This window comes from Moorena sp. SIO1F2, from assembly GCF_010672755.1.
Lineage (GTDB): Bacteria > Cyanobacteriota > Cyanobacteriia > Cyanobacteriales > Coleofasciculaceae > Moorena.
Genome location: NZ_JAAHFV010000102.1, coordinates 1 through 17,996, shown reverse-complemented (window position 1 = coordinate 17,996; position 17,996 = coordinate 1). Strand labels below are relative to the sequence as shown.

The window sequence follows — 17,996 nt, the reverse complement described above, 5'->3', positions numbered from 1 at the left end:
TCGGACAATTTAAGTAGTATTACAAATCGGTATAGTCCTTCTCTAATCAGCCGTAAAATAGTAATCAGCCTTAAAATAGCAAGTGTCAATACTTCTTGATAACTAGGCAATCTAGCTCTTTCTAAGTCTGACACTCCAATTTGAGTATTCCTTTCATTGCTAAAATGATAACTAAGATTATCAAGGGGTTTCCAGTCAATATCTGTGAAATCTAGAAAATCTTGATTTTTGATTTTCAATATAAAAGTAAATCGCAAATTATCAGCAAGCTCTACCCAGGGTTTCTGTTTTGGTTTATGTTTTGGTTTATGTTTTGAATCTTCTGAACCTACTGAAACTACTGGGGCAATGACCACTAGTCCGTTAACTTTATTCTTAACAATCAGACGATGACCCCTAAGTACCCTGCTACATTCAGGTGTTGGTTCAACACTTAAGTCCGGGCAGACTTTATCCCGATAATAGTCGTGAAGAATACTTAATTCAAAGAGTGGCTTATAAAGCATAATCTAGATGACCATTGTGTTTTAGTTTGTCGGCGATACTAGATTCTTGAACTACTAACTTCCCTCTCAGTTACATCAGAGCCAATTTCCAGCGTATCCCCATCGGCAAAGACAACCATTCTGACTTTATAAATGACTGAAGGCATATAAGACATGCCTAAACCAGACCAAACCTCTCTTTGTTCAGTAAAAGGCAAATTAACCAGTTCGATAGTCAACTTTTGGATCTCCGAACTGAGGGTTGGAGAGTTACGACAATCAAATAATCGATGACTTTGAAAGTATTTGATAATTAGGGATAAAAACTTTAAAGATTGCCGGTAATTAGTAAAATTAGCAGCATAGAGAACGTATAAATTGAGGTAAAGATTAGGGTTGTTTTGCTGGTTACCCCCCTGATTAGGCATCCTTTCATAGGCGGCACCAGAACGAAAGGTATAGTCTTCTTCTAAGTTGACTAATAAGGTAGTAATCGCATTCTCTTCTAAGGAAACTTCTTTCCCGTTGCGATCCTGAATAAATAAGACCTCAAAAGCCTGACCCCCGGTTTTTACTCGGATGTAGCTGTTGAGTTGTTCCTTAAGAAACGAGAGAACATGATCCAACATAGGTAGTATCTATCCCGCCTAATAATTGGAGGATAATATTGACAAGAAGACTATGGAATAGGGCAATACCTTTTCTATACTTCTAACTGCCACCAAAATAACACTAACATGAAAAACAACAAAAGAGATAAAATCCCTAAAAATGAAATATATCGTAACATTTTTAGGAATATTCAACAATGAAATATATCGTAATATTTTTAGGAATATAGCGGTTTTTAATTGGGTGAGGTACAGAGTCGTGGGTTTTAGGGAACAGCGGATCACCGGAACAGGTCAAAAATCTTGTGTACCTGATTAGGATAGAAACCGCTATATTCAACTCGGATCATTTTTTGTCAGCAGTCAGCAGTCAGCAGTCAGCAGTCAGCAGTCAGCCGTTGGCCGTTGGCCACGCTACTTGAGGTGCTTATAGCGTTTCTTATAGCTATGAGGTACACAGGATTTTTGGCATTGCTGAGGGGCGGGATGAATAGGAGTGGGGTGGGCATCCTGCCCGCCTGGGAATATTGATAACGGGCAAGATGCCCATTCCACCAAGATGCCCGTTCCACCAACATGCCCATTCCACCAACATGCCCGTTCCACCAACATGCCCGTTCCACCAACATGCCCGTTCCACCAACATGCCCGTTCCACCAACATGCCCGTTCCACGGCAACTGGAAATCAACGGTTAACATCACCTACGTTTCCTGAGCTGATGTTAACCGTTGAGCAGGTTTTGACTGCTGGGAATTTAAACTAACAGCAATATAGCAGTTCTCATATTCCCTACTCCCTACTCCCTACTCCCTGTTCCCGACTCCCGACTCCCGACTCCCGACTCCCGACTCCCAGATTGCTATAATGATTGATAGATTTGACGTTCTCGGTTAATAAAAATATCAGCTAATATCTGATAAGCTTCTGTCCAAGCTACTATCATTTCCTCTGTCGCCGCTTCATCCAACACATCCTTCATCGCTTGTAGTAAACTCTCTCCCACAATGGGATATTGTTCTGGTTTAACATTGGTTTTTACATGACGATGGGCAATCAACTCAACCATTGATTTTAAAGCCTCCGGATTATCAATTTTGGTAGCATAACTATAGACTGCTGTCGCTAACTTAGCTGGTTGAGAACCATTGGCTTGAGCTGACATATCAAACTGTGCTTTTACCTCTGGATGGTTGTGAAACATGATTTCATACATCCGAGTAGTAATTTGCTTACCATGCTTTTTGAGGAGGGGAGCTGTGGACTTGATGATATCTATGGTTTCTTGGCTAACCTGATTCACCGGTAAGGGCTGTTCCGAGAGGGTTAGCACAAATTTCAGATTCTCTTGGGCTTGTAACCTATGAGGTGCTTTAGCAGGTATAAAGATAAAAACTCCTGTTTCTAAGGTAATATCTTTCTGGTCTAAGGTCAGAATTCCTTTGCCTTCAATTACGGTAATTGCGGCATTACGAGGTGAATTATGCTCGTCGATTGCTGTACCTTTTGCCAAACAAAATAGGGTGTATTGGCAATTGTTATCCTTGAGCAAAAAGTTACTAATTATCCCTGTATCTGGATAGTAAACTAATTTTTGTAGGGAAGTGCTAAACGATGTGTTTGCTGTAGCGATCGCATTACCCATTATCCTTTCCTCATCTCAAATTTAGGTAGGAAGTTCTAAGATTTGGAAATATCTCTGAACTCGTTGCTACTTTTACTGTGACAGAAATAGTTAGGGCTGTCCTTGAGCTAGCTCATAAAGGAAGTAAAAGCAAAGGGAGTAGGGAGTAGGGAGTAGGGAAAGGGAGGGAAGTGTGGGGGGATGGGGAGATGGGGAGATGGGGAGATGGGGAGATGGGGAAATCGGGAGTCAGATGAGGATATGCATCAAGACCATTAGAAAAAAAGTATTTAAAGATACCAAATTAATCTCAAACTAATTCTTCCCTCTCCTCCCTCTCCCCACACACACTCTTGTGCTCTCCCCTCTCTCCCCACACTACCCCCTCTCCCCACACTCTTCTCCCTGTTCCCTGTTCCCTGCTCCCTGTTCCCTGCTCCCTGCTCCCTGCTCCCTGCTCCCTACCGAATTCAGAAATACTATAACTATCAAACACTGTCAAAGGACTGGTAGGCATGGTCTCATCCATAGAACAATTAGCTCAAGTCTGGGTGCTGAAAGACCTAGAAACCTCAGCGCTAGAGAATCTTCAGCCTTATACCAAAGTACGGACTTATTTGCGGGATGAGATTGTGATCTACGAGGGCGATCGCCTCCCCTGCCAACTTTATGCCTTAATCAAGGGAACTCTGCAAATTAAAAAAACCGGGACGAGTGGTAAAGAAAGCCTTTTGCGCATCATCCCTGAGGGGGATATTTTTGCGGCTCCGGCAATTTTTGGTAATGGTATTGCTCCCGCAACAGTTATTTGTCAGGTGGACTCGCAAGTGCTAACCATAGAACGAGAGGCGCTGTTAGATACCATTCGCCATACCCCAGAAGTGGCGTTGCGAATCCTGGAAGTCTTTAATCAACGCCTGCAACAAATTCACAACACCGTACATGGACTAATTTCAGAAAGGGCAATTGTACGACTGGTGCGTCTACTGCAATACTATGCAACTCGCTATGGAACTCAGTCTGTTGCTCAGGGAGACTCCTTAAATGTCAACCTTCCGTACTATCAAATTGCTCGCAGTATAGGTATAACCTATGAAGAATGCGTGCGTTTGTTCAAAAAGATCAATTCGATACAAACAGTAGTTACCTACAAGCGGGGAGGCAAAATTATTATCAATGACTGGCAGCAGTTAGATGCGTTCGCGAAGCGTAGCCCTTCGGGCTAATCGCGGACAACGAAGTAGGATGAATCAAGCCCTGAAAGTTTTGTTAATTATGAATCTTTCTGCTCAGTTTGTGACTCCTTAGCGTCTGATGTCGGATTATTCATCTCGTCTTTGAAGCCTCTGAGGGTTTTCCCTAGGGCGCTGCCAATTTCAGGAATTTTCTTCGGTCCAAAAATCACAACCGCCACAACGCCAATAATCATTACTTCCGGCCATCCTAAACCAAACATATCAATTTCCTCCAAACTCCTTTTAACCTAGAATTAACCTTGAACTGCTTGATAGCACTTAGCCCATCCTACTTCACAGCAAAGCAAAAAAATTGTCTAGCTAATCTACTCTATGGTTTTACTAGGGATACTCTTAAACCGGGATTAATCAGGATAAACCTAAATAAAACGGTCAAGGTGCATTTTATTGTTGTCCGAGGGAGGAGTGGTCATTCAGCAATTGGAGTCAAGCTTGCCACTCATCTGTCTGGACGTTCCTGGCATCCCGACCAGGAGTTCCTTGAAAGCCCGAGTTTTGCTATGTTTAAAGTCAAGGGGCGACCGATGAAGGCGCTCATAGAAGCGAAAGGGGTAAGAGCCTTTCCACGGTCAGGATTCAGGCCAAGTTCCCACCCAAAGGAGCGTATTGAGATGGATAACTCGGTGAAAACTAGGTTACTCCCGAATCAATGGGTTTCACAGCTAGAGGGTAAAGCCAAAGGAAACCAGAATGTCGAGAAGGTGAACAGAGGCAGGGAAAGAATCAAAAGGTTGACGAGTAGGAACCGTTGATATAAGGCACCGTAATAAGCAATACCTCTGCCAAAACGACAATGGAGGTAATAGCTCCAGGATTAGCCTCGCCTTGATGGGGCAATCAGAATCACAAACGGACTCGGTGTAGAGACGGCAACCTGAGATTCGTATCTTCTATGTGTGTAACCGGGTAAGCCGAGGTTGAGTCCAATATCTAGGTCGATTGATATTGGTAGCCAAATCGTAAGAGGAGGTCTAACTCTGGGCCCGGTAAAAGACTGAACCAAGCGAAAGCCAACAACCGAAAGGAAACAGGAAAGCCGGAAGGTCATAACTGGTTGGATAGAGGGAAATCCCTCAACTCGTGCAGAGTGCTGAATTTCAGAACTAATTCCGAGCCAAGGAAAAAATACGTTTTGATTCCCTAATTGTATATGGAAAAGATAGAATCGAAACCTTCGGGGGACGGTATCGTAACTGAGCAAACCACCAATTGGCACTCCATAGACTGGAAAAATGCCTACCGGATGGTTAGGAAACTTAGACGTAGAATTTTCAAAGCGACACGTGAAGGCAACTGGAAAAAGGTAAACAAGTTGCAGAGGTTAATGCTCCGCAGCTACTCCAATATCCTTACTTCCGTCAGACAGGCTACCCAGATAAATGGTGGAAAAAAAACCCCAGGGATAGATGGACAGGCAAAACTTAATCCCAAGGAAAGAGGCGAAATGGTCGATGCCCTCACCACTTACAAAGCATGGAAGCCAATCCCAACAAAACGCATCTACATACCCAAATCCAACGGAAAACAAAGGCCATTAGGAATCCCTAGCATGACGGATAGATGCCTACAGGCAATCGTCAAGAATGCATTAGAGCCTACATGGGAAGCCAGATTTGAACCCGTATCATACGGTTTCAGGCCAGGAAGAAGTGCCCATGATGCTAGACAAAGGATATTCCAAAACATATGTGGTGAAAAGAACAGGAAATGGTGGGTCTTAGACGCAGACATCTCAGGATGTTTTGATAATATCGCCCACGAACCACTCCTAGAAACCATTGGAAGCTTCCCAGCAACACATCTTATTAAAGAGTGGCTTAAAGCAGGATATGTCTACAAAGACGTATTCTACAATACAGAGGAAGGAACCCCCCAAGGTGGAATAATTAGCCCATTATTGGCCAATATAGCCCTCCACGGATTAGAAAAAGAATTGGGAATCAAATACAGATGGAGTAGAGACAAAAGGAAGAAAGATGGTGGAGGATGGTACAACGTGACACCTAGGACTTACGTCCGCTTTGCTGATGACTTCGTAATCCTAACAGAAAGCGAGGAAGATGCGGCGAACGCTAAGGAAATCACCGAAAAGTGGTTATCTGAAAGAGGACTAAAACTATCCAAGGAAAAAACCAAAATAAGCCATGTATCCACAGGATTCGACTTCCTAGGATGGACTTTCCGAAAGTATAAGACCACCAGTAGAAAAACGGGATTAATAACCCTCATCAAACCCTCCCAGAAAAGCGTAAAGAAAGTCAAGAATAAACTGAAAGAAGAATTCAAAAAACTCAAAGGGGTATCCCAGAGAGAAGTGATACATAAACTCAATCCAATAATAAGAGGATGGAGCAACTATCACAGCGGAGCAGTCTCCAAGGAAATCTTCTCACAGCTTGATAACTACGTATACTGGAAACTCCAACGGTGGGGTAGACGAAAGCACTCAAAGAAATCTCATGAATGGGTTAATAAAAAATACTTCGGTAAATTATGTCCCGGCAGAGATGACAATTGGGTATTTGGAGAAGAAGGATATCACATAAACAAATTCGCTTGGACAAGAATTGAAAGACACACTTTAGTGACTTTCGATAAATCCCCAGACGACCCAGGACTAATAGAATACTGGAAGGAAAGGGAAGTCAAGCAGAAAGAAAAAACGGCGAGGAGTAAACTTTCTAGCGGACGAGACAAAATAGCCAACAGACAGGGATATAAATGTCCCTTCTGTCAGCAAAATCTAGGTAATTACGATAAAGTGCATCTACATCATATTATGCCAAAAAGCCTAGGGGGTCTCGACAAATACGATAACCTCATCTACCTGCATAACGATTGCCATCACTCCATCCATGCCTTGGGTGCGACTAATCCCGACATACAACAAATGTTAAGAAGCGGGATGGAAAAACCCTCTAAGACCCGGAACAAAAGCCAAAAGGTACAAAACCGGAAATCGAAGAAAAGCAAGTCGCAAAAATAACGTGTTCAAAAGGAATTAGGTGCGCCGTGTACTTGGAGACTTGTTCGCACGGTGCTTAGGGGGCGAAGCGGGGGCAACCCCGCCGACCTACCCAATCCATCCAAGCTCAACCGCATCAGCTAGACTCAGTCCCATACCTTCCGGAGACGAAACCTTAGAATAAGGTTTGAAGTTACCGTAAGGAGAGTGGAGCCTTAATCATAAAGTTTTAACCCTTTTACCCATAACCGACTAACCATAAAGGCTCCACTCTCCTAAGGTTTCGTCTCTGGCCTTAATCATAAAGTTTTAAACCTTTTACCCATAGCCGACAAACCATAAAGGCTGCCTTATTCTGACGGTAACTTCTAACCAAGAAACGCGCGGTACGACGCAACAATACTGCCTGCACCTCGGTTTTACTCATATACCGGGTGATTTCCTTATCCGTACCTCGATTAAGTATGTTTTTGGCAGCATTGTAGTCAGCCTGTAACACGACCCCATTAAACCTGGTAAAATTGTCCCCGTTTCTTTCCCCCAACAGGGTTCCAGTAACAGAGTCAACTTGCGACGTGTAGCTAGGCTGAACTTCCGTAACAACCGACCCAGTCCAATCAGCCCATTTCTGTAAGGAGTCCCGCATTTTCCCTTTCATCCAGCTATTAAGCTTACGGGACATGGCTTTGGACTGGCGTTTATTTTTTATTGGTTGTGTTAAATCTTCCGCAAAAACTAAGAGTGATTCACCATTAAAAAGAGACTTGGAGGCCGCTCCTATTATGGCAGTTAGTTCGGCTTGGTTCTGTCTGTATCGCTTGTTTTATGTTTTTCTAGTTAGGTTGTTTTTAAGGATACGAGCAGATTTTGCTGGAGCAAGTTTTTCTAACTTTCTATGTATCGCCCAAAGCTTTCCTCTATTACGATTCTTGGCACAGATGCGATTGGACTTTTTGGTAGCCGCTTTGCCCAAATTTTTGCCATGCGCTTGGCCATTTGAATCATAGAAAGCCTCTGTGTACCCTTTGTCTATCCCGATAGGGTGGCGGTTAGCGGGTACTTCCACTGTTCCATAATCTACTAAGAAGTGAATTTCAAATCTTTGTAGAGTTTGATTGTAGATTAATCTAATCTGCCCACTTATTTGGCGATTATATCTGACGATTATTCTGTTTCTTTTTCCTCTTCTTAATCCAGCTAGTTCTAGCTGATAAGTGTTACGGGAGAGCCTCCTGCACTTATAGCCTATTTGTTGATAGACTATCTGGTTCTTGACCCAGGAATGACCCCTTTTAAACTCCTTTCTGACCAGCCTATGCAGCAGTGGGTTCTCCAGAAAAGCCAAGGTCTTAAGCTGTTTACAAAGCTCCTTTCTTGTCTTTTGATTGTCTTTCCCAGGAAACCTTTTATAAATTTTTCTGACAACGGCGTCGATACAAGCTGCTTGGCTCGCTGTGATAGCCTTCGCTACATCGTTTACAGTCCAATCCATCAACTTGGCAGGCAATCCCAGAGTATCGGGAGTCCTGAAACTCTTCACTTCCGGGATGGCCTTTTTCCAGTCCAGTCCCCAATGGTTAATGCTGCCTAGTTTATTGTAAGACTCAGACCTGACAATTCCTAACTTTTTCATTACCTGCAACAACTCAAACTCTACCGACTTAGTCATCCCCACTACGGGGACAACCTGAGTCGATATTTTCTTTGTTGCTCCTACTTTTCTTGGCATTGTTAACTGACTGTGTCCTACATCTTAAGTGTACTCTAGCGCTAGCAAAATGTCAATGTCGGTTTTATACAGTTAAATACTGTTTTATACCTATTTATTGGGGTTTAGTTGCGGGACTAACATAGGGGAAGCAAGCAATATCGGCAATTGTGGGGTGACCCAGTTCCAGCCATTCCCGATCACTGAGGTGGTTGTCGAGCAGTGTTAGGATAGTTTCCGACTTTTGTGTTGCTACCTCGATGTTAACGGTTTGTACATTAAACTTGTAATAAAGTCTGGCAAACTCTGGACCCTGGCGAATCTCTCCTGCAGTTGTAGATAACCAGCGCATCACTCGACTCATGGCTTCAGGCTCCAAAGGCAGCCAGTCTTCGCTACCATAGCGCCGTGCTAGATATACTAAAATAGCTTGGGCATCCTCAAAGATTAAATCTCCATCGGTGAGAACTGGCACTTGTCCAAAGGAATTCAATTCCAGAAACTCTGGAGATTTGTGTTGACCATTGTCCAGGTCAACCCAGACAGTCTCGTGTTCTAACCCAAGTAGTGAAAGCATTAGCCGCACTTTGTAGCAATTGCCAGATAGCTGGTAATCATAAAGTTTTATCATAATTGTATTATCCTGATTTTTGCCTAATTTTTGCCTAATTTTTGGCTAATTTTTGCCTAATTTTTGGAAGTATAGCACTACCCATTAAGGTTAGGACATTGATACAAGCTGAAACGCTGTTTTATTGAACTTTTGCCTTTTGCCTCTTGCCTTTTGCCTTGCGCGTAGCGCTATAATTGTGTCCGACTCATTAGCCTGCTGATTACCCTGCGTAGCTATGCTTTGCTGGTGTAGCCAAACCCTTGAGGGTTTGGGGATAGTTTTTAACCACCGGGATGCTCCCCTTATGCACCGCATTTAAAGCCTTAACTCCTTCTTCTTGAGCAACCACACAACTAATTTTAGTGTCCGAACTTGTAATCATCTGAATAGTTATTTGCTGTTGTGCTAATGCCTCAAAAAACTGAGCCACAACCCCTGGTTGTCCCACCATACCACCCCCAACTAGACTAACTTTAGCGATTTCTGTATCCACTAGAATTTCCCCACAACCAATACTTAGTGCTAACGCTTTTAAAGCCATGGATGCTGCTTCGGCATCAGCTTGAGCGACCGTAAACGCAATATCACAGCTGGGGATACCATTAAGCCTATGACAGCGTTGAGACTGAATAATCATATCAACACTAATATTTTCCTGTGCCAGTCGTCCAAATACTTTTGCTGCCATTCCCGGTTGATCTCGGACATGGCGAATTGTGATACAAGCTTGGTTGAGATCAACCACAGCACCGCATACTGGGGATGGGCTTGAATCGGTAGAAAACTCCTGAATAGGTCCGAGCACTACAGAACGATCAATTTCAAAAGCCTGACACAAAGCAGCAACAGCGCGATCGCATACCTCAGCATTAATCACACAGGTGATCTTCAACTCAGAGGTAGAAATCATCTCAATATTAACTCCCGCCTCTGCTAGAGTAGAGAACATTTTAGCTGCAACCCCAGGACGCCCAATCATACCAGTCCCAGTAATTGCCACTGTTGCCATGTTCTGCTCTACCATCACCTCTAGCTCTTCTGACCCTTGCCAAGTCCCCCCGTATAAAGCAGAAGTAATCAGCTTTTTAAGTTTACTTTCACTCACTGCCGCTGCTAAAGTCTCAGCTTGATCCAAACCTCTGTTCACTACCGTCAACGCAATATCTTTACCATCGTCCTCCTGAATTGACTGAATCATCAGATTAACATCGAGATTGTCACGAGCAATTTCATCAAATAACCCTGCCGCTACCCCTAAACGATCCCGCCCTTGCCATCGGGCTACTTTTACTTGATTTGTCTCCAATTCCACTCCATATACTGCCTTGTTAATTTCCAACCCTTTCAGAGAACGAGGTTTAGGCATCGGAGAAATTATCCTAGTTCCTGGTGCATTGTTCCAGCTTGAACGTACAACCAAAGGTACCCCATAATTACGAGCAATCTCTACCGCCCTAGGATGTAGCACCTTTGCCCCTAAACTCGCTAACTCTAGCATTTCATCACAAGTAATTTCTGGGATTAATTGTGCCTCTGGTACAATCCGAGGATCAGTTGTAAAAATGCCTGGAACATCAGTATAAATTTCGCACAAATTTGCTTTTAAGGCAGCCCCTAACGCCACAGCTGATATATCTGAACCGCCACGTCCTAGAGTAGTAATTTCAAAGTTATCACCACTGGTCATACCCTGAAATCCAGCTACAACTACCACAGTTCCTTGATTAAGATAGTGCTGAATTCGCTTTGGCTGAATTTCCAAAATTCTGGCACGACCGTGTTCAGCATCAGTAATAATTTCTACTTGTGCCCCAGTTAAAGAAATAGCCGGTTGTCCCAATTCCTGCAATGCCATACTCAGCAAAGCAATTGATACTTGTTCTCCAGTAGATAGAAGCATATCCATCTCCCGAGCACTGGGATTAGTGGAGATTGCCTTCGATAAACCGAGCAAATCATCAGTGGTTTTCCCCATCGCCGAAACCACTAGCACCACATTATTATTATTTTGGACTGTTTGCTTCACCCGCTGGGCAACTGCTTTAAGTCTTTCAACTGATCCAACCGACGTACCACCATACTTTTGGATGATTAGCATGATATAGCCTCAAATAAAGTATTAATTTTAAATTGATTTAAATAAAAAAGAAAATTTTTTATTTTGCTTTAGTAATGGCTAATATAAGGATTTACTAGGAAAATAGTATTACTATAAACAAGTAACAGTAAACTTCGGACAAGGGAACAGTATGAAAGAGCTATTGAGCCCTATAATAACCTGAGTTCGATGACCCTTCCCTGTTCCGAAGTTCCCTGTTAACTATGGCGGTTTGCATAACTATTAGGTACACAGGATTGTTTTCCCTGTTCCCTGTTCCCTGTTCCCTGTTCCCTAAAAACCCAGAACTTTGTACCTAACAGCAATTGCAAACCGCCTTATTACATCTCAAGCAGCGCTATATCATTCTCTTTGTTGAGCTGAATCAACTCAGCTACACCATCCCATAGAGCATAGCGTGCTTTGAGAGCATTCTCAGCAGAGTTGAAAGCTTGCTCCCACTTTACAGGATCATCACCACAAAGATTTTTTAAGAGTTTTTTCCCCATCGGAACATGTTGATCCTCATCCAGAAAATTATGCCTGTCTAGATAGAGACGCAAAGAATCCCAAGTAAATCCATAGAGACTATCTAAAGTAGCAATAACCTGTCTGAACATAGCAGGAATGATATCTTCTCGACCTAGTAGAAAAGCTGCAGCTACTTCATGGGTTGACTTAGTAGTAGTTTCCAAGGTGAATTTCACAAACGTTTTGGTTAATTCAGGTATCGAAAGAGAGGCTATAGTTTGGTCAGCTGGAATACCTTTGCGAAGAGAAGAGATAAACGTTTTAATTGGATTAGTATCAGCCCCAATCTCTGTCATCGCCACCATATATAGATCATAGTGACTGATGTAATTTCCTGGTGAGACTTCATCAGTCTCTTCAGCTAAAACAATCTCATTGACCATCCTGGCAGAATTAATATCTGTCGGTGGCACCCAAGGTACATCCAAGCAAGTAACTCGGTGTTGAAGAGTCTTAATCAAAGACATGAAATCCCAAACAGCAAACACGTGAGACTCCATAAATATCTGTAGAGATACCAAGTCATATAACTGTTGGTAAAGCGGGTGATTGATCAGATCCATACGGCTTGGTTTAAGTTGTTCTTCCAGCTGAGCGTAATAGTCGAAACTCTTATAATTTTGCATTTCGATAATCTTCATGATTGGTCTCCTTAATAACCTGTATATTTTTTTAATTGGGTGAGGCACATGTTTTTAGGGAGTAGGGAACAGGGAGTAGGGAACAGGGAACAGGGAACAGGGAACAGGGAACAGGGAACAGGGAGCAGGTAAAAAACACTCTGTACCTCATTAGGCTATAAACCGCTATATTAATCCCAATTACCAATTACCAATTACCAAATTAATTGGCAATTTTGGATCTAAGTCGATCGCCTTTGGCGTGGCCTACGGTCAATCAGATAGGGATCCTCAATGAATTCTGAGAACTTTGTTCTGTGTTCCCTACTCCCTACTCCCTACTCCCTACTCCCTACTCCCTACTCCCTACTCCCTACTCCCTACTCCCTACTCCCTTTGCTAAATAATACCAACATAGTTTCTAGCAAAATCCCTAGCAAATGTTGCCGATGTAGACAATTGCTTCAATTTCGATTCACTCAACTTATTGAAGAAACGAACATTGTCTACATCCTTCTCTTCAGACTTATGCAGCATATGCAACATCGAACAAGAGAATTCTTGAGCACGCCAAATATAGGGCAAACGAATTTCCGAGTAGCGTTTTAGGTAAGAAATATCCCGTTTTTCCTGGTAGTAACTTACCAATACTTCTCCCAGAACACCCGCATCCTGTACCGCCAGATTTAAACCTTTCCCACCGCAAGGTGTAATAATGTGACCCGCATCACCAGCTATCAATAACCGTTGGTACTGTAACGGCTCCATGACATAACTGCGCATGGATAAAATCCGCTTGTCAAAGATTTCCCCTTCTTTCAACGTCCATTCTTTTTTCGCCAGACGCTTTGCCAAAGTCGTCCAAATGCGTTGATCAGGCCAATTTTTAAGCTCATCATCAAGTGAAACTTGTAAGTAATAACGAGAAATCTTGGTATTGCGCGGCATGTGAGCTCCAAAGCCATCATGATGCAAGCCATAGATGACATGTTTTGCAGAAGGTGGTGCGTAAGCTAAAATTGCCAGCCAGCCGTAGGGATGCTGTTTTGTGTAGATGTCTACCGCTCCGTCTGGAATTGATTGGCGCGAGATTCCATGATAGCCATCACACCCTGCTACAAAATCAGCATGAATCGTGATGGTGGTGTCACCATCTTTATCGTAACACTCAACAATGACGCCGTCATCGGTTTGAGTAATTTTTTTCCCCTCATGGCGTAACAATAACTTACCACCTGCATCCAGATATCTTTGAATCAGATCGTCATTGAGATCGCTTTGGGGATAAATGTAATGGACATCCCCATCAGCTAACTTGCCGTAATCAAAGACAACGCTGTAATCAGGGTAACGAAATTCACAGGTATCATGGGTATAGCCATTTTGAAGAATTGTATCCGCTAGACCATGTTTTTTGAGTAGGTCAACTGTGGTGCTTTCCAGCACACCTGCCCGCGCCTTCGTATATATTTCTTCGCGGTTGTATCTATCCGCAATGATACAATCAATCCCATTTTGTAGAAGGATATTACCAACTACAATCCCAGCTGGACCTGAACCTAAAATACAAACTGATGTTTTCAATGCTGTACTATTAGTCATGGTTTAAGCTACCTCTTTAGTTAGATTTGAATAAAAGAAAAGCAAATTTTATTAACAAACAGCCTCTGTAAGCAGTCAGCAGTCAGCCGTCAGCAGTCAGCTTAAAATAAACTTCTTTGGCCTTTGGCTGATAGCTGAACGCGCACGCGTGCGCGTAGCGCTTAAGCTGATAGCTAATAGCTGATAGCTAATAGCTGATAGCTGAACGCGCACGCGTGCGCGTAGCGCTTAAGCTGATAGCTGATCAGCGTCTAATAGGTACCTGGAATCATTTTTGTAGTAATAGCAATACGATTCCAACCATTGATCGTGACAATAGCCATCAAAAGTTTAGCGATTTCAGTTTCTGAAAAATAGCGACTTACCTCTTCATAAACTGAATTCGGTACCTGATTCTCTGAAATCAGCGTCACTGCTTCAGTTAGCTCTAATACAGCCCGCTCTTCTGGACTGAAAAACGGCGCTTCTTGCCAAGCATTTAGGGCATAAATTCGTTGTTCTGTTTCTCCATTACTTCTGGCTTCTTTTGTATGCATATCGATACAAAAAGCACATTGATTAAGTTGAGAAGCACGGATTTTTATTAACTTTCTCAGTGTTTTATCTAAGCCACTTTTATTCACATAATTTTCCAAGGAATTCATGGCTATATAAGCTGCTGGTTCAACTTTCTTTAGTTCCAATCTTGTTTCCATTTAAATACCTCAATTGGTTTGTAAAATTACAAACTTGACTTTTTACGTTTGACGTGATCACCACGTTCCTACTGCTTTCTCAAGCTCAGCACGGGCATTGGCCAAAGATTGCTGACGGGCTTCTTCCCCTAAATCTAGTTTCTCGGCATGAATAAACGTGATATCTGTAATGCCAAGTACTCCAAATATAGCCCGTAAAAAAGGTTCCTGATAATCGTAATCAGCAATAGGGCTTCCTGGAGAGAAAGTACCGGCACGAGCTGTAAAAATTAGCATTTTCTTTCCCTTAGGAACTAAGCCCCGATATTGACCAGGTTCGTCAAAGGTAAAGGTGCGATTAAATCGAAAAATTTGATCGATATATGCTTTGAAGGTAGATGGAACATTGAAGTTGTACATGGGAATGCCAAAAACATAGCGATCGGCTGCTAAAAATTCATCCACCAAAGTATCTGATACTTTAATTGCCTCTACTAATTCAGTAGTGCGTTTTTCTGGAGGACAAAATGCTGCAGCAATCCACTTTTCATCAACATGGGGCACAGGATTATGACCTAAATCTCGATAGCTGACGGTGTCGTCTGGATAGAAAGACTTCCAAGTTTGAATAAACCGATTAGACAATTGCCGAGAAATAGAGCGATCGCCACGGGGACTAGCATCAATGTGAAGAATATGGGTCATAATTAAGTTGAAGGTTGAAGGTTGTTTGGTTGAAGGTTGAAGGTGGTTTGGTTGAAGGTTGAAGGTGGTTTGGTTGAAGGTTGAAGGTGGTTTGGTTGAAGGTTGAAGGTTGGAGGTTGAAGGTTGGAGGTTGGAGGTTTAAGGTTGTTCGCGTAGCGTGGCCTTTTGGCCAAGGTTGAAGGTTGTTCGCGTAGCGTGGCCTTTTGGCCAAGGTTCAGAATATAACCTTTAACCTGGTAACCTAGTAACCTGTAACCTGTAAACTCTAACCTGATCAGCTGATAACCTGATAACCTGCTAACCTGCTAACCTGCTAACCTGTAACCTGATAACCTGCTAACCTGCTAACCTTCAACCTGCTAACCTGCTAACCTGCTAACCTGCTAACCTTCAACCTGCTAACCTGCTAACTTGATCGCCTGCTAACCTGTAATTGGGATTATTTGATGCCTACTGCCATTGAGTAAGCTCCTACAAGAGGTTTAGTGTAAGTGTCTTTGAATCCTACTTTGTCCATCCAAGCACAGCAGTCTGCTCCTGTATAGTCGAAACCCCCAAAGGTCTCGATCAGCATATTGAGGCTCATGAGTAACCCAAACTTGTTCTGGCAGCGCTCATCGTCGATTAGTGCGTCGTAAACAATCAATGCACCACCGGTCGGGAGTGCTTCGTAGGCTTTGGCAATTAACAGGTGCTTTTCTTCTAGATTCCAGTCATGGAGGATTTGTCCCATCACCAAAACATCAGCACTAGGCAGCATATCCTGGAAAAAGTCACCACCATGGAAGTGTAATCGCTGGCTAAGTCCTCTGGAAGCAACATATTCCTCGTAAATTGGGCGAACCACTGGCAAGTCGAACCCACCTCCACGTAAATGGTCGTGACTTAGGGCAACGGTTACTGGTAACTGCCCTTGAGCCGTACCGATATCGATAAAGGTCTGAAACTTCTCCCAGGGAAATTTATCAGCGATCGCTTGAGCTACTCCCATACTGATCCCAGACATTGCTTCCAGAAAGAGTTTTAGGCGGGCTGGGTCCCCGTAAAGGGTGCCGAAGAAGTCTTCTCCATTTTTGGCTTCATTCTGGGGTTGACCGCTCTGTAACCCTTCTGTTAATGAACCCCAAAATCCATAGAGACGGGTGTTGTACATCTCTAGATAACCACCGATATAGGAAGGCTTGGAGCGGTCAAGAAACAAATCACTTTCAGGAGTGTTACTGTAAGCGTTATCAGAATAATCTAACACTTTTAATGCAACTAGTGCATCCAAAAAATCTCGCGCACTACGGGGATGAAGTGCTAGTTTTTCAGTCAATTCAGCAGCAGTCATAGAACTCTGAGCGAGTTCAGTAAATACTCCCAGTTCCACTGCACTTAAGAATGTCTTAGATGCCGAGAAAGCAAACCCCAATTCCAGTAGTTTGTCCGGTACCAGCTGTTTAGTAACCGCTTCCATTGACTAGTCTCCTTCTAGTTTACTTTAGTAAAAAATATTCAGGGAATTATCAACAATTTAAGACCTAACTGGAACTTTGGTTAGCTCTGCATAAGCAAAATCATGAAGCCCTTTACCATCTAAGTTATGCTCAGCACAAATTAGGATATCCTGATATTGCTCGCGAAGCTTCCTTTTCAAGACTTTTCCTGTTGAACCGACAGGAAGATTACTGACAATTTCTAAGAAAGACAATGGTTCAAAATTGTTATACAATAGCTGATGATTGATAGCAGTAATCAGAGCTGATGCTGTAATATTTCCTGGCGCTTTCAGCTTTATAAAAGCCACCAAACCATCGAAGCCTTTTTCCTTAGGAACTCCAATTATTGTACAATCAGCAACAGCTGAGTTGTTCTTCAAAATTAATTCCTCGATGGGTAACGTATTGACTAAGCCCCTAGCGCACTGAATAGCATCAACGGAACGATCCACGTGAAAAAATTTATTATCCTGATCATAATAAGCCAAATCCCCACTAATCCAGTACCCTTGTTTATAACTTTTGAGGGTGCGGTTAGAATCATTCCAATAGCCTGGTGTAATAGTTGGAGATTTAATACCCAGGAAACCTACCTGATAGGGTGGCAGTAGATTTCCCTCCTCATCTAACACTACAGCTTTTACAAAACTGCGTGGCTTACCCATATATCGATTATACAAGCTTGTCTGGCGACTAGAGACTTTATTAAACAAAGCCATGCCGAGTTCTGAAGCACCTAGACCATCAATAAAGACTGATTTAGAATTCCCGGCATTTACCAGAGTCCTGATATGAGCTTCATGGGCAGCATCTCCCGTATTAATCCACATTTTTACAGAACTCAATTGGTCTTTTTCTAAAGCCTGGGAAGCCATGTCGGCATAGGTTTGTGGAAAAGCTGCTACTATAGTCGGTTTAAGTTTTTTAGCTTGAGTAATAGCATTATTACCAGATAAATCCGACAAAACCATAGTGGGTAACCCCAGTAAGGTTACTGTCATAAAGTAGCTAATTCCCGCTGAAA

At 42.8% G+C, this 17,996-nt stretch carries 21 protein-coding genes; 5 read left to right on the top strand and 16 right to left on the bottom strand.

Features of this window, described 5'->3' with window-relative positions:
• From F6J94_RS14415 to F6J94_RS34280, 4 genes are all read right to left on the bottom strand, one after another.
• Positions 1-506: hypothetical protein (locus tag F6J94_RS14415; protein WP_293041228.1), on the bottom strand; the 506-nt coding region annotated here is incomplete at its 3' end.
• A gap of 38 nt (positions 507-544) precedes the next feature.
• Positions 545-1,114 carry a DUF4255 domain-containing protein gene (locus F6J94_RS14410; RefSeq protein WP_293041211.1) on the bottom strand — a complete coding sequence of 190 codons (570 nt, stop codon included), beginning with the start codon at positions 1,112-1,114 and terminating at the stop codon, positions 545-547.
• A 359-nt stretch (positions 1,115-1,473) separates the two neighbouring features.
• A complete protein-coding gene (locus F6J94_RS14405) occupies positions 1,474-1,770 on the bottom strand; it encodes a hypothetical protein (protein WP_293041196.1) in 297 nt (98 codons plus the stop codon).
• 187 nt (positions 1,771-1,957) lie between these two features.
• On the bottom strand, positions 1,958-2,740 hold the full coding sequence (locus F6J94_RS34280; protein WP_367142208.1) for a globin domain-containing protein: 783 nt from the start codon (positions 2,738-2,740) through the stop codon (positions 1,958-1,960).
• 172 nt (positions 2,741-2,912) lie between these two features.
• Here F6J94_RS34280 and F6J94_RS14390 point away from each other — a divergent pair, with 172 nt between their 5' ends.
• From F6J94_RS14390 to F6J94_RS14380, 3 genes are read left to right on the top strand one after another with little or no spacing between them, the layout of a single operon-like run.
• Positions 2,913-3,038: a hypothetical protein gene (locus F6J94_RS14390; protein ID WP_293041193.1), complete on the top strand. Its 126-nt coding sequence runs from the start codon at positions 2,913-2,915 to the stop codon at positions 3,036-3,038.
• Between the two features lie 34 nt (positions 3,039-3,072).
• Positions 3,073-3,204 (top strand): hypothetical protein, encoded by a 132-nt coding sequence (locus F6J94_RS14385; protein ID WP_293041182.1) that lies wholly within the window; start codon positions 3,073-3,075, stop codon positions 3,202-3,204.
• Between the two features lie 30 nt (positions 3,205-3,234).
• Positions 3,235-3,945: a Crp/Fnr family transcriptional regulator gene (locus tag F6J94_RS14380; RefSeq protein WP_293041171.1), complete on the top strand. Its 711-nt coding sequence runs from the start codon at positions 3,235-3,237 to the stop codon at positions 3,943-3,945.
• Between the two features lie 47 nt (positions 3,946-3,992).
• On the opposite strand, the gene F6J94_RS14375 is transcribed toward F6J94_RS14380, so the two are convergent.
• On the bottom strand, positions 3,993-4,175 hold the full coding sequence (locus F6J94_RS14375; RefSeq protein ID WP_293018250.1) for a twin-arginine translocase TatA/TatE family subunit: 183 nt from the start codon (positions 4,173-4,175) through the stop codon (positions 3,993-3,995).
• Between the two features lie 39 nt (positions 4,176-4,214).
• Between F6J94_RS14375 and F6J94_RS14370 the strand changes: the two genes are divergently transcribed.
• Both F6J94_RS14370 and ltrA read left to right on the top strand, forming a co-directional pair.
• Positions 4,215-4,727 (top strand): hypothetical protein, encoded by a 513-nt coding sequence (locus F6J94_RS14370; protein WP_293041162.1) that lies wholly within the window; start codon positions 4,215-4,217, stop codon positions 4,725-4,727.
• A gap of 398 nt (positions 4,728-5,125) precedes the next feature.
• On the top strand, positions 5,126-6,961 hold the full coding sequence (gene ltrA, locus F6J94_RS14365; protein ID WP_293021688.1) for a group II intron reverse transcriptase/maturase: 1,836 nt from the start codon (positions 5,126-5,128) through the stop codon (positions 6,959-6,961).
• Between the two features lie 274 nt (positions 6,962-7,235).
• Here ltrA and F6J94_RS14360 read toward each other — a convergent pair whose 3' ends face one another.
• The 11 genes from F6J94_RS14360 to F6J94_RS14310 all read right to left on the bottom strand — a co-directional run.
• Positions 7,236-7,622: a zinc ribbon domain-containing protein gene (locus F6J94_RS14360; protein ID WP_293041155.1), complete on the bottom strand. Its 387-nt coding sequence runs from the start codon at positions 7,620-7,622 to the stop codon at positions 7,236-7,238.
• Between the two features lie 141 nt (positions 7,623-7,763).
• Positions 7,764-8,669 (bottom strand): hypothetical protein, encoded by a 906-nt coding sequence (locus F6J94_RS14355; RefSeq protein ID WP_293041149.1) that lies wholly within the window; start codon positions 8,667-8,669, stop codon positions 7,764-7,766.
• A gap of 94 nt (positions 8,670-8,763) precedes the next feature.
• Complete coding sequence (locus F6J94_RS14350) at positions 8,764-9,279, bottom strand: glutathione S-transferase family protein (RefSeq protein ID WP_293041147.1); 516 nt, start codon at positions 9,277-9,279, stop codon at positions 8,764-8,766.
• A 202-nt stretch (positions 9,280-9,481) separates the two neighbouring features.
• Positions 9,482-11,359: an aspartate kinase gene (locus tag F6J94_RS14345; RefSeq protein ID WP_367142207.1), complete on the bottom strand. Its 1,878-nt coding sequence runs from the start codon at positions 11,357-11,359 to the stop codon at positions 9,482-9,484.
• A gap of 341 nt (positions 11,360-11,700) precedes the next feature.
• Positions 11,701-12,531, bottom strand: a complete 831-nt coding sequence (locus F6J94_RS14340) for a DUF3050 domain-containing protein (protein WP_293041145.1) — start codon at positions 12,529-12,531, stop codon at positions 11,701-11,703.
• A gap of 378 nt (positions 12,532-12,909) precedes the next feature.
• Complete coding sequence (locus F6J94_RS14335; protein WP_293041143.1) at positions 12,910-14,112, bottom strand: 4-hydroxybenzoate 3-monooxygenase; 1,203 nt, start codon at positions 14,110-14,112, stop codon at positions 12,910-12,912.
• 251 nt (positions 14,113-14,363) lie between these two features.
• Positions 14,364-14,807: a carboxymuconolactone decarboxylase family protein gene (locus tag F6J94_RS14330; protein ID WP_293041141.1), complete on the bottom strand. Its 444-nt coding sequence runs from the start codon at positions 14,805-14,807 to the stop codon at positions 14,364-14,366.
• Positions 14,808-14,864: 57 nt separating this feature from the next.
• Positions 14,865-15,491, bottom strand: a complete 627-nt coding sequence (locus tag F6J94_RS14325) for an FMN-dependent NADH-azoreductase (RefSeq protein WP_293041139.1) — start codon at positions 15,489-15,491, stop codon at positions 14,865-14,867.
• Positions 15,469-15,702: a restriction endonuclease gene (locus tag F6J94_RS14320; protein ID WP_293041137.1), complete on the bottom strand. Its 234-nt coding sequence runs from the start codon at positions 15,700-15,702 to the stop codon at positions 15,469-15,471. The genes F6J94_RS14325 and F6J94_RS14320 overlap by 23 nt, the downstream gene beginning before the upstream one ends.
• Before the next feature lie 228 nt (positions 15,703-15,930).
• Complete coding sequence (locus tag F6J94_RS14315) at positions 15,931-16,950, bottom strand: methyltransferase (RefSeq protein WP_293041135.1); 1,020 nt, start codon at positions 16,948-16,950, stop codon at positions 15,931-15,933.
• A gap of 57 nt (positions 16,951-17,007) precedes the next feature.
• Positions 17,008-17,996 (bottom strand): class I adenylate-forming enzyme family protein (locus F6J94_RS14310; protein WP_293041132.1); only part of this gene is annotated, 989 nt, incomplete at its 5' end.

Bases quoted from the DNA above. Each gene is read 5' to 3' on its own strand.
- F6J94_RS14410 (WP_293041211.1), bottom strand. From the start codon at position 1,114: ATGTTGGATCATGTTCTCTCGTTTCTTAAGGAACAACTCAACAGCTAC.
- F6J94_RS34280 (WP_367142208.1), bottom strand. From the start codon at position 2,740: ATGGGTAATGCGATCGCTACAGCAAACACATCGTTTAGCACTTCCCTA.
- F6J94_RS14380 (WP_293041171.1), top strand. From the start codon at position 3,235: ATGGTCTCATCCATAGAACAATTAGCTCAAGTCTGGGTGCTGAAAGAC.
- F6J94_RS14375 (WP_293018250.1), bottom strand. From the start codon at position 4,175: ATGTTTGGTTTAGGATGGCCGGAAGTAATGATTATTGGCGTTGTGGCG.
- ltrA (WP_293021688.1), top strand. From the start codon at position 5,126: ATGGAAAAGATAGAATCGAAACCTTCGGGGGACGGTATCGTAACTGAG.
- F6J94_RS14360 (WP_293041155.1), bottom strand. From the start codon at position 7,622: ATGTCCCGTAAGCTTAATAGCTGGATGAAAGGGAAAATGCGGGACTCC.
- F6J94_RS14355 (WP_293041149.1), bottom strand. From the start codon at position 8,669: ATGCCAAGAAAAGTAGGAGCAACAAAGAAAATATCGACTCAGGTTGTC.
- F6J94_RS14350 (WP_293041147.1), bottom strand. From the start codon at position 9,279: ATGATAAAACTTTATGATTACCAGCTATCTGGCAATTGCTACAAAGTG.
- F6J94_RS14345 (WP_367142207.1), bottom strand. From the start codon at position 11,359: ATGCTAATCATCCAAAAGTATGGTGGTACGTCGGTTGGATCAGTTGAA.
- F6J94_RS14340 (WP_293041145.1), bottom strand. From the start codon at position 12,531: ATGAAGATTATCGAAATGCAAAATTATAAGAGTTTCGACTATTACGCT.
- F6J94_RS14335 (WP_293041143.1), bottom strand. From the start codon at position 14,112: ATGACTAATAGTACAGCATTGAAAACATCAGTTTGTATTTTAGGTTCA.
- F6J94_RS14330 (WP_293041141.1), bottom strand. From the start codon at position 14,807: ATGGAAACAAGATTGGAACTAAAGAAAGTTGAACCAGCAGCTTATATA.
- F6J94_RS14325 (WP_293041139.1), bottom strand. From the start codon at position 15,491: ATGACCCATATTCTTCACATTGATGCTAGTCCCCGTGGCGATCGCTCT.
- F6J94_RS14315 (WP_293041135.1), bottom strand. From the start codon at position 16,950: ATGGAAGCGGTTACTAAACAGCTGGTACCGGACAAACTACTGGAATTG.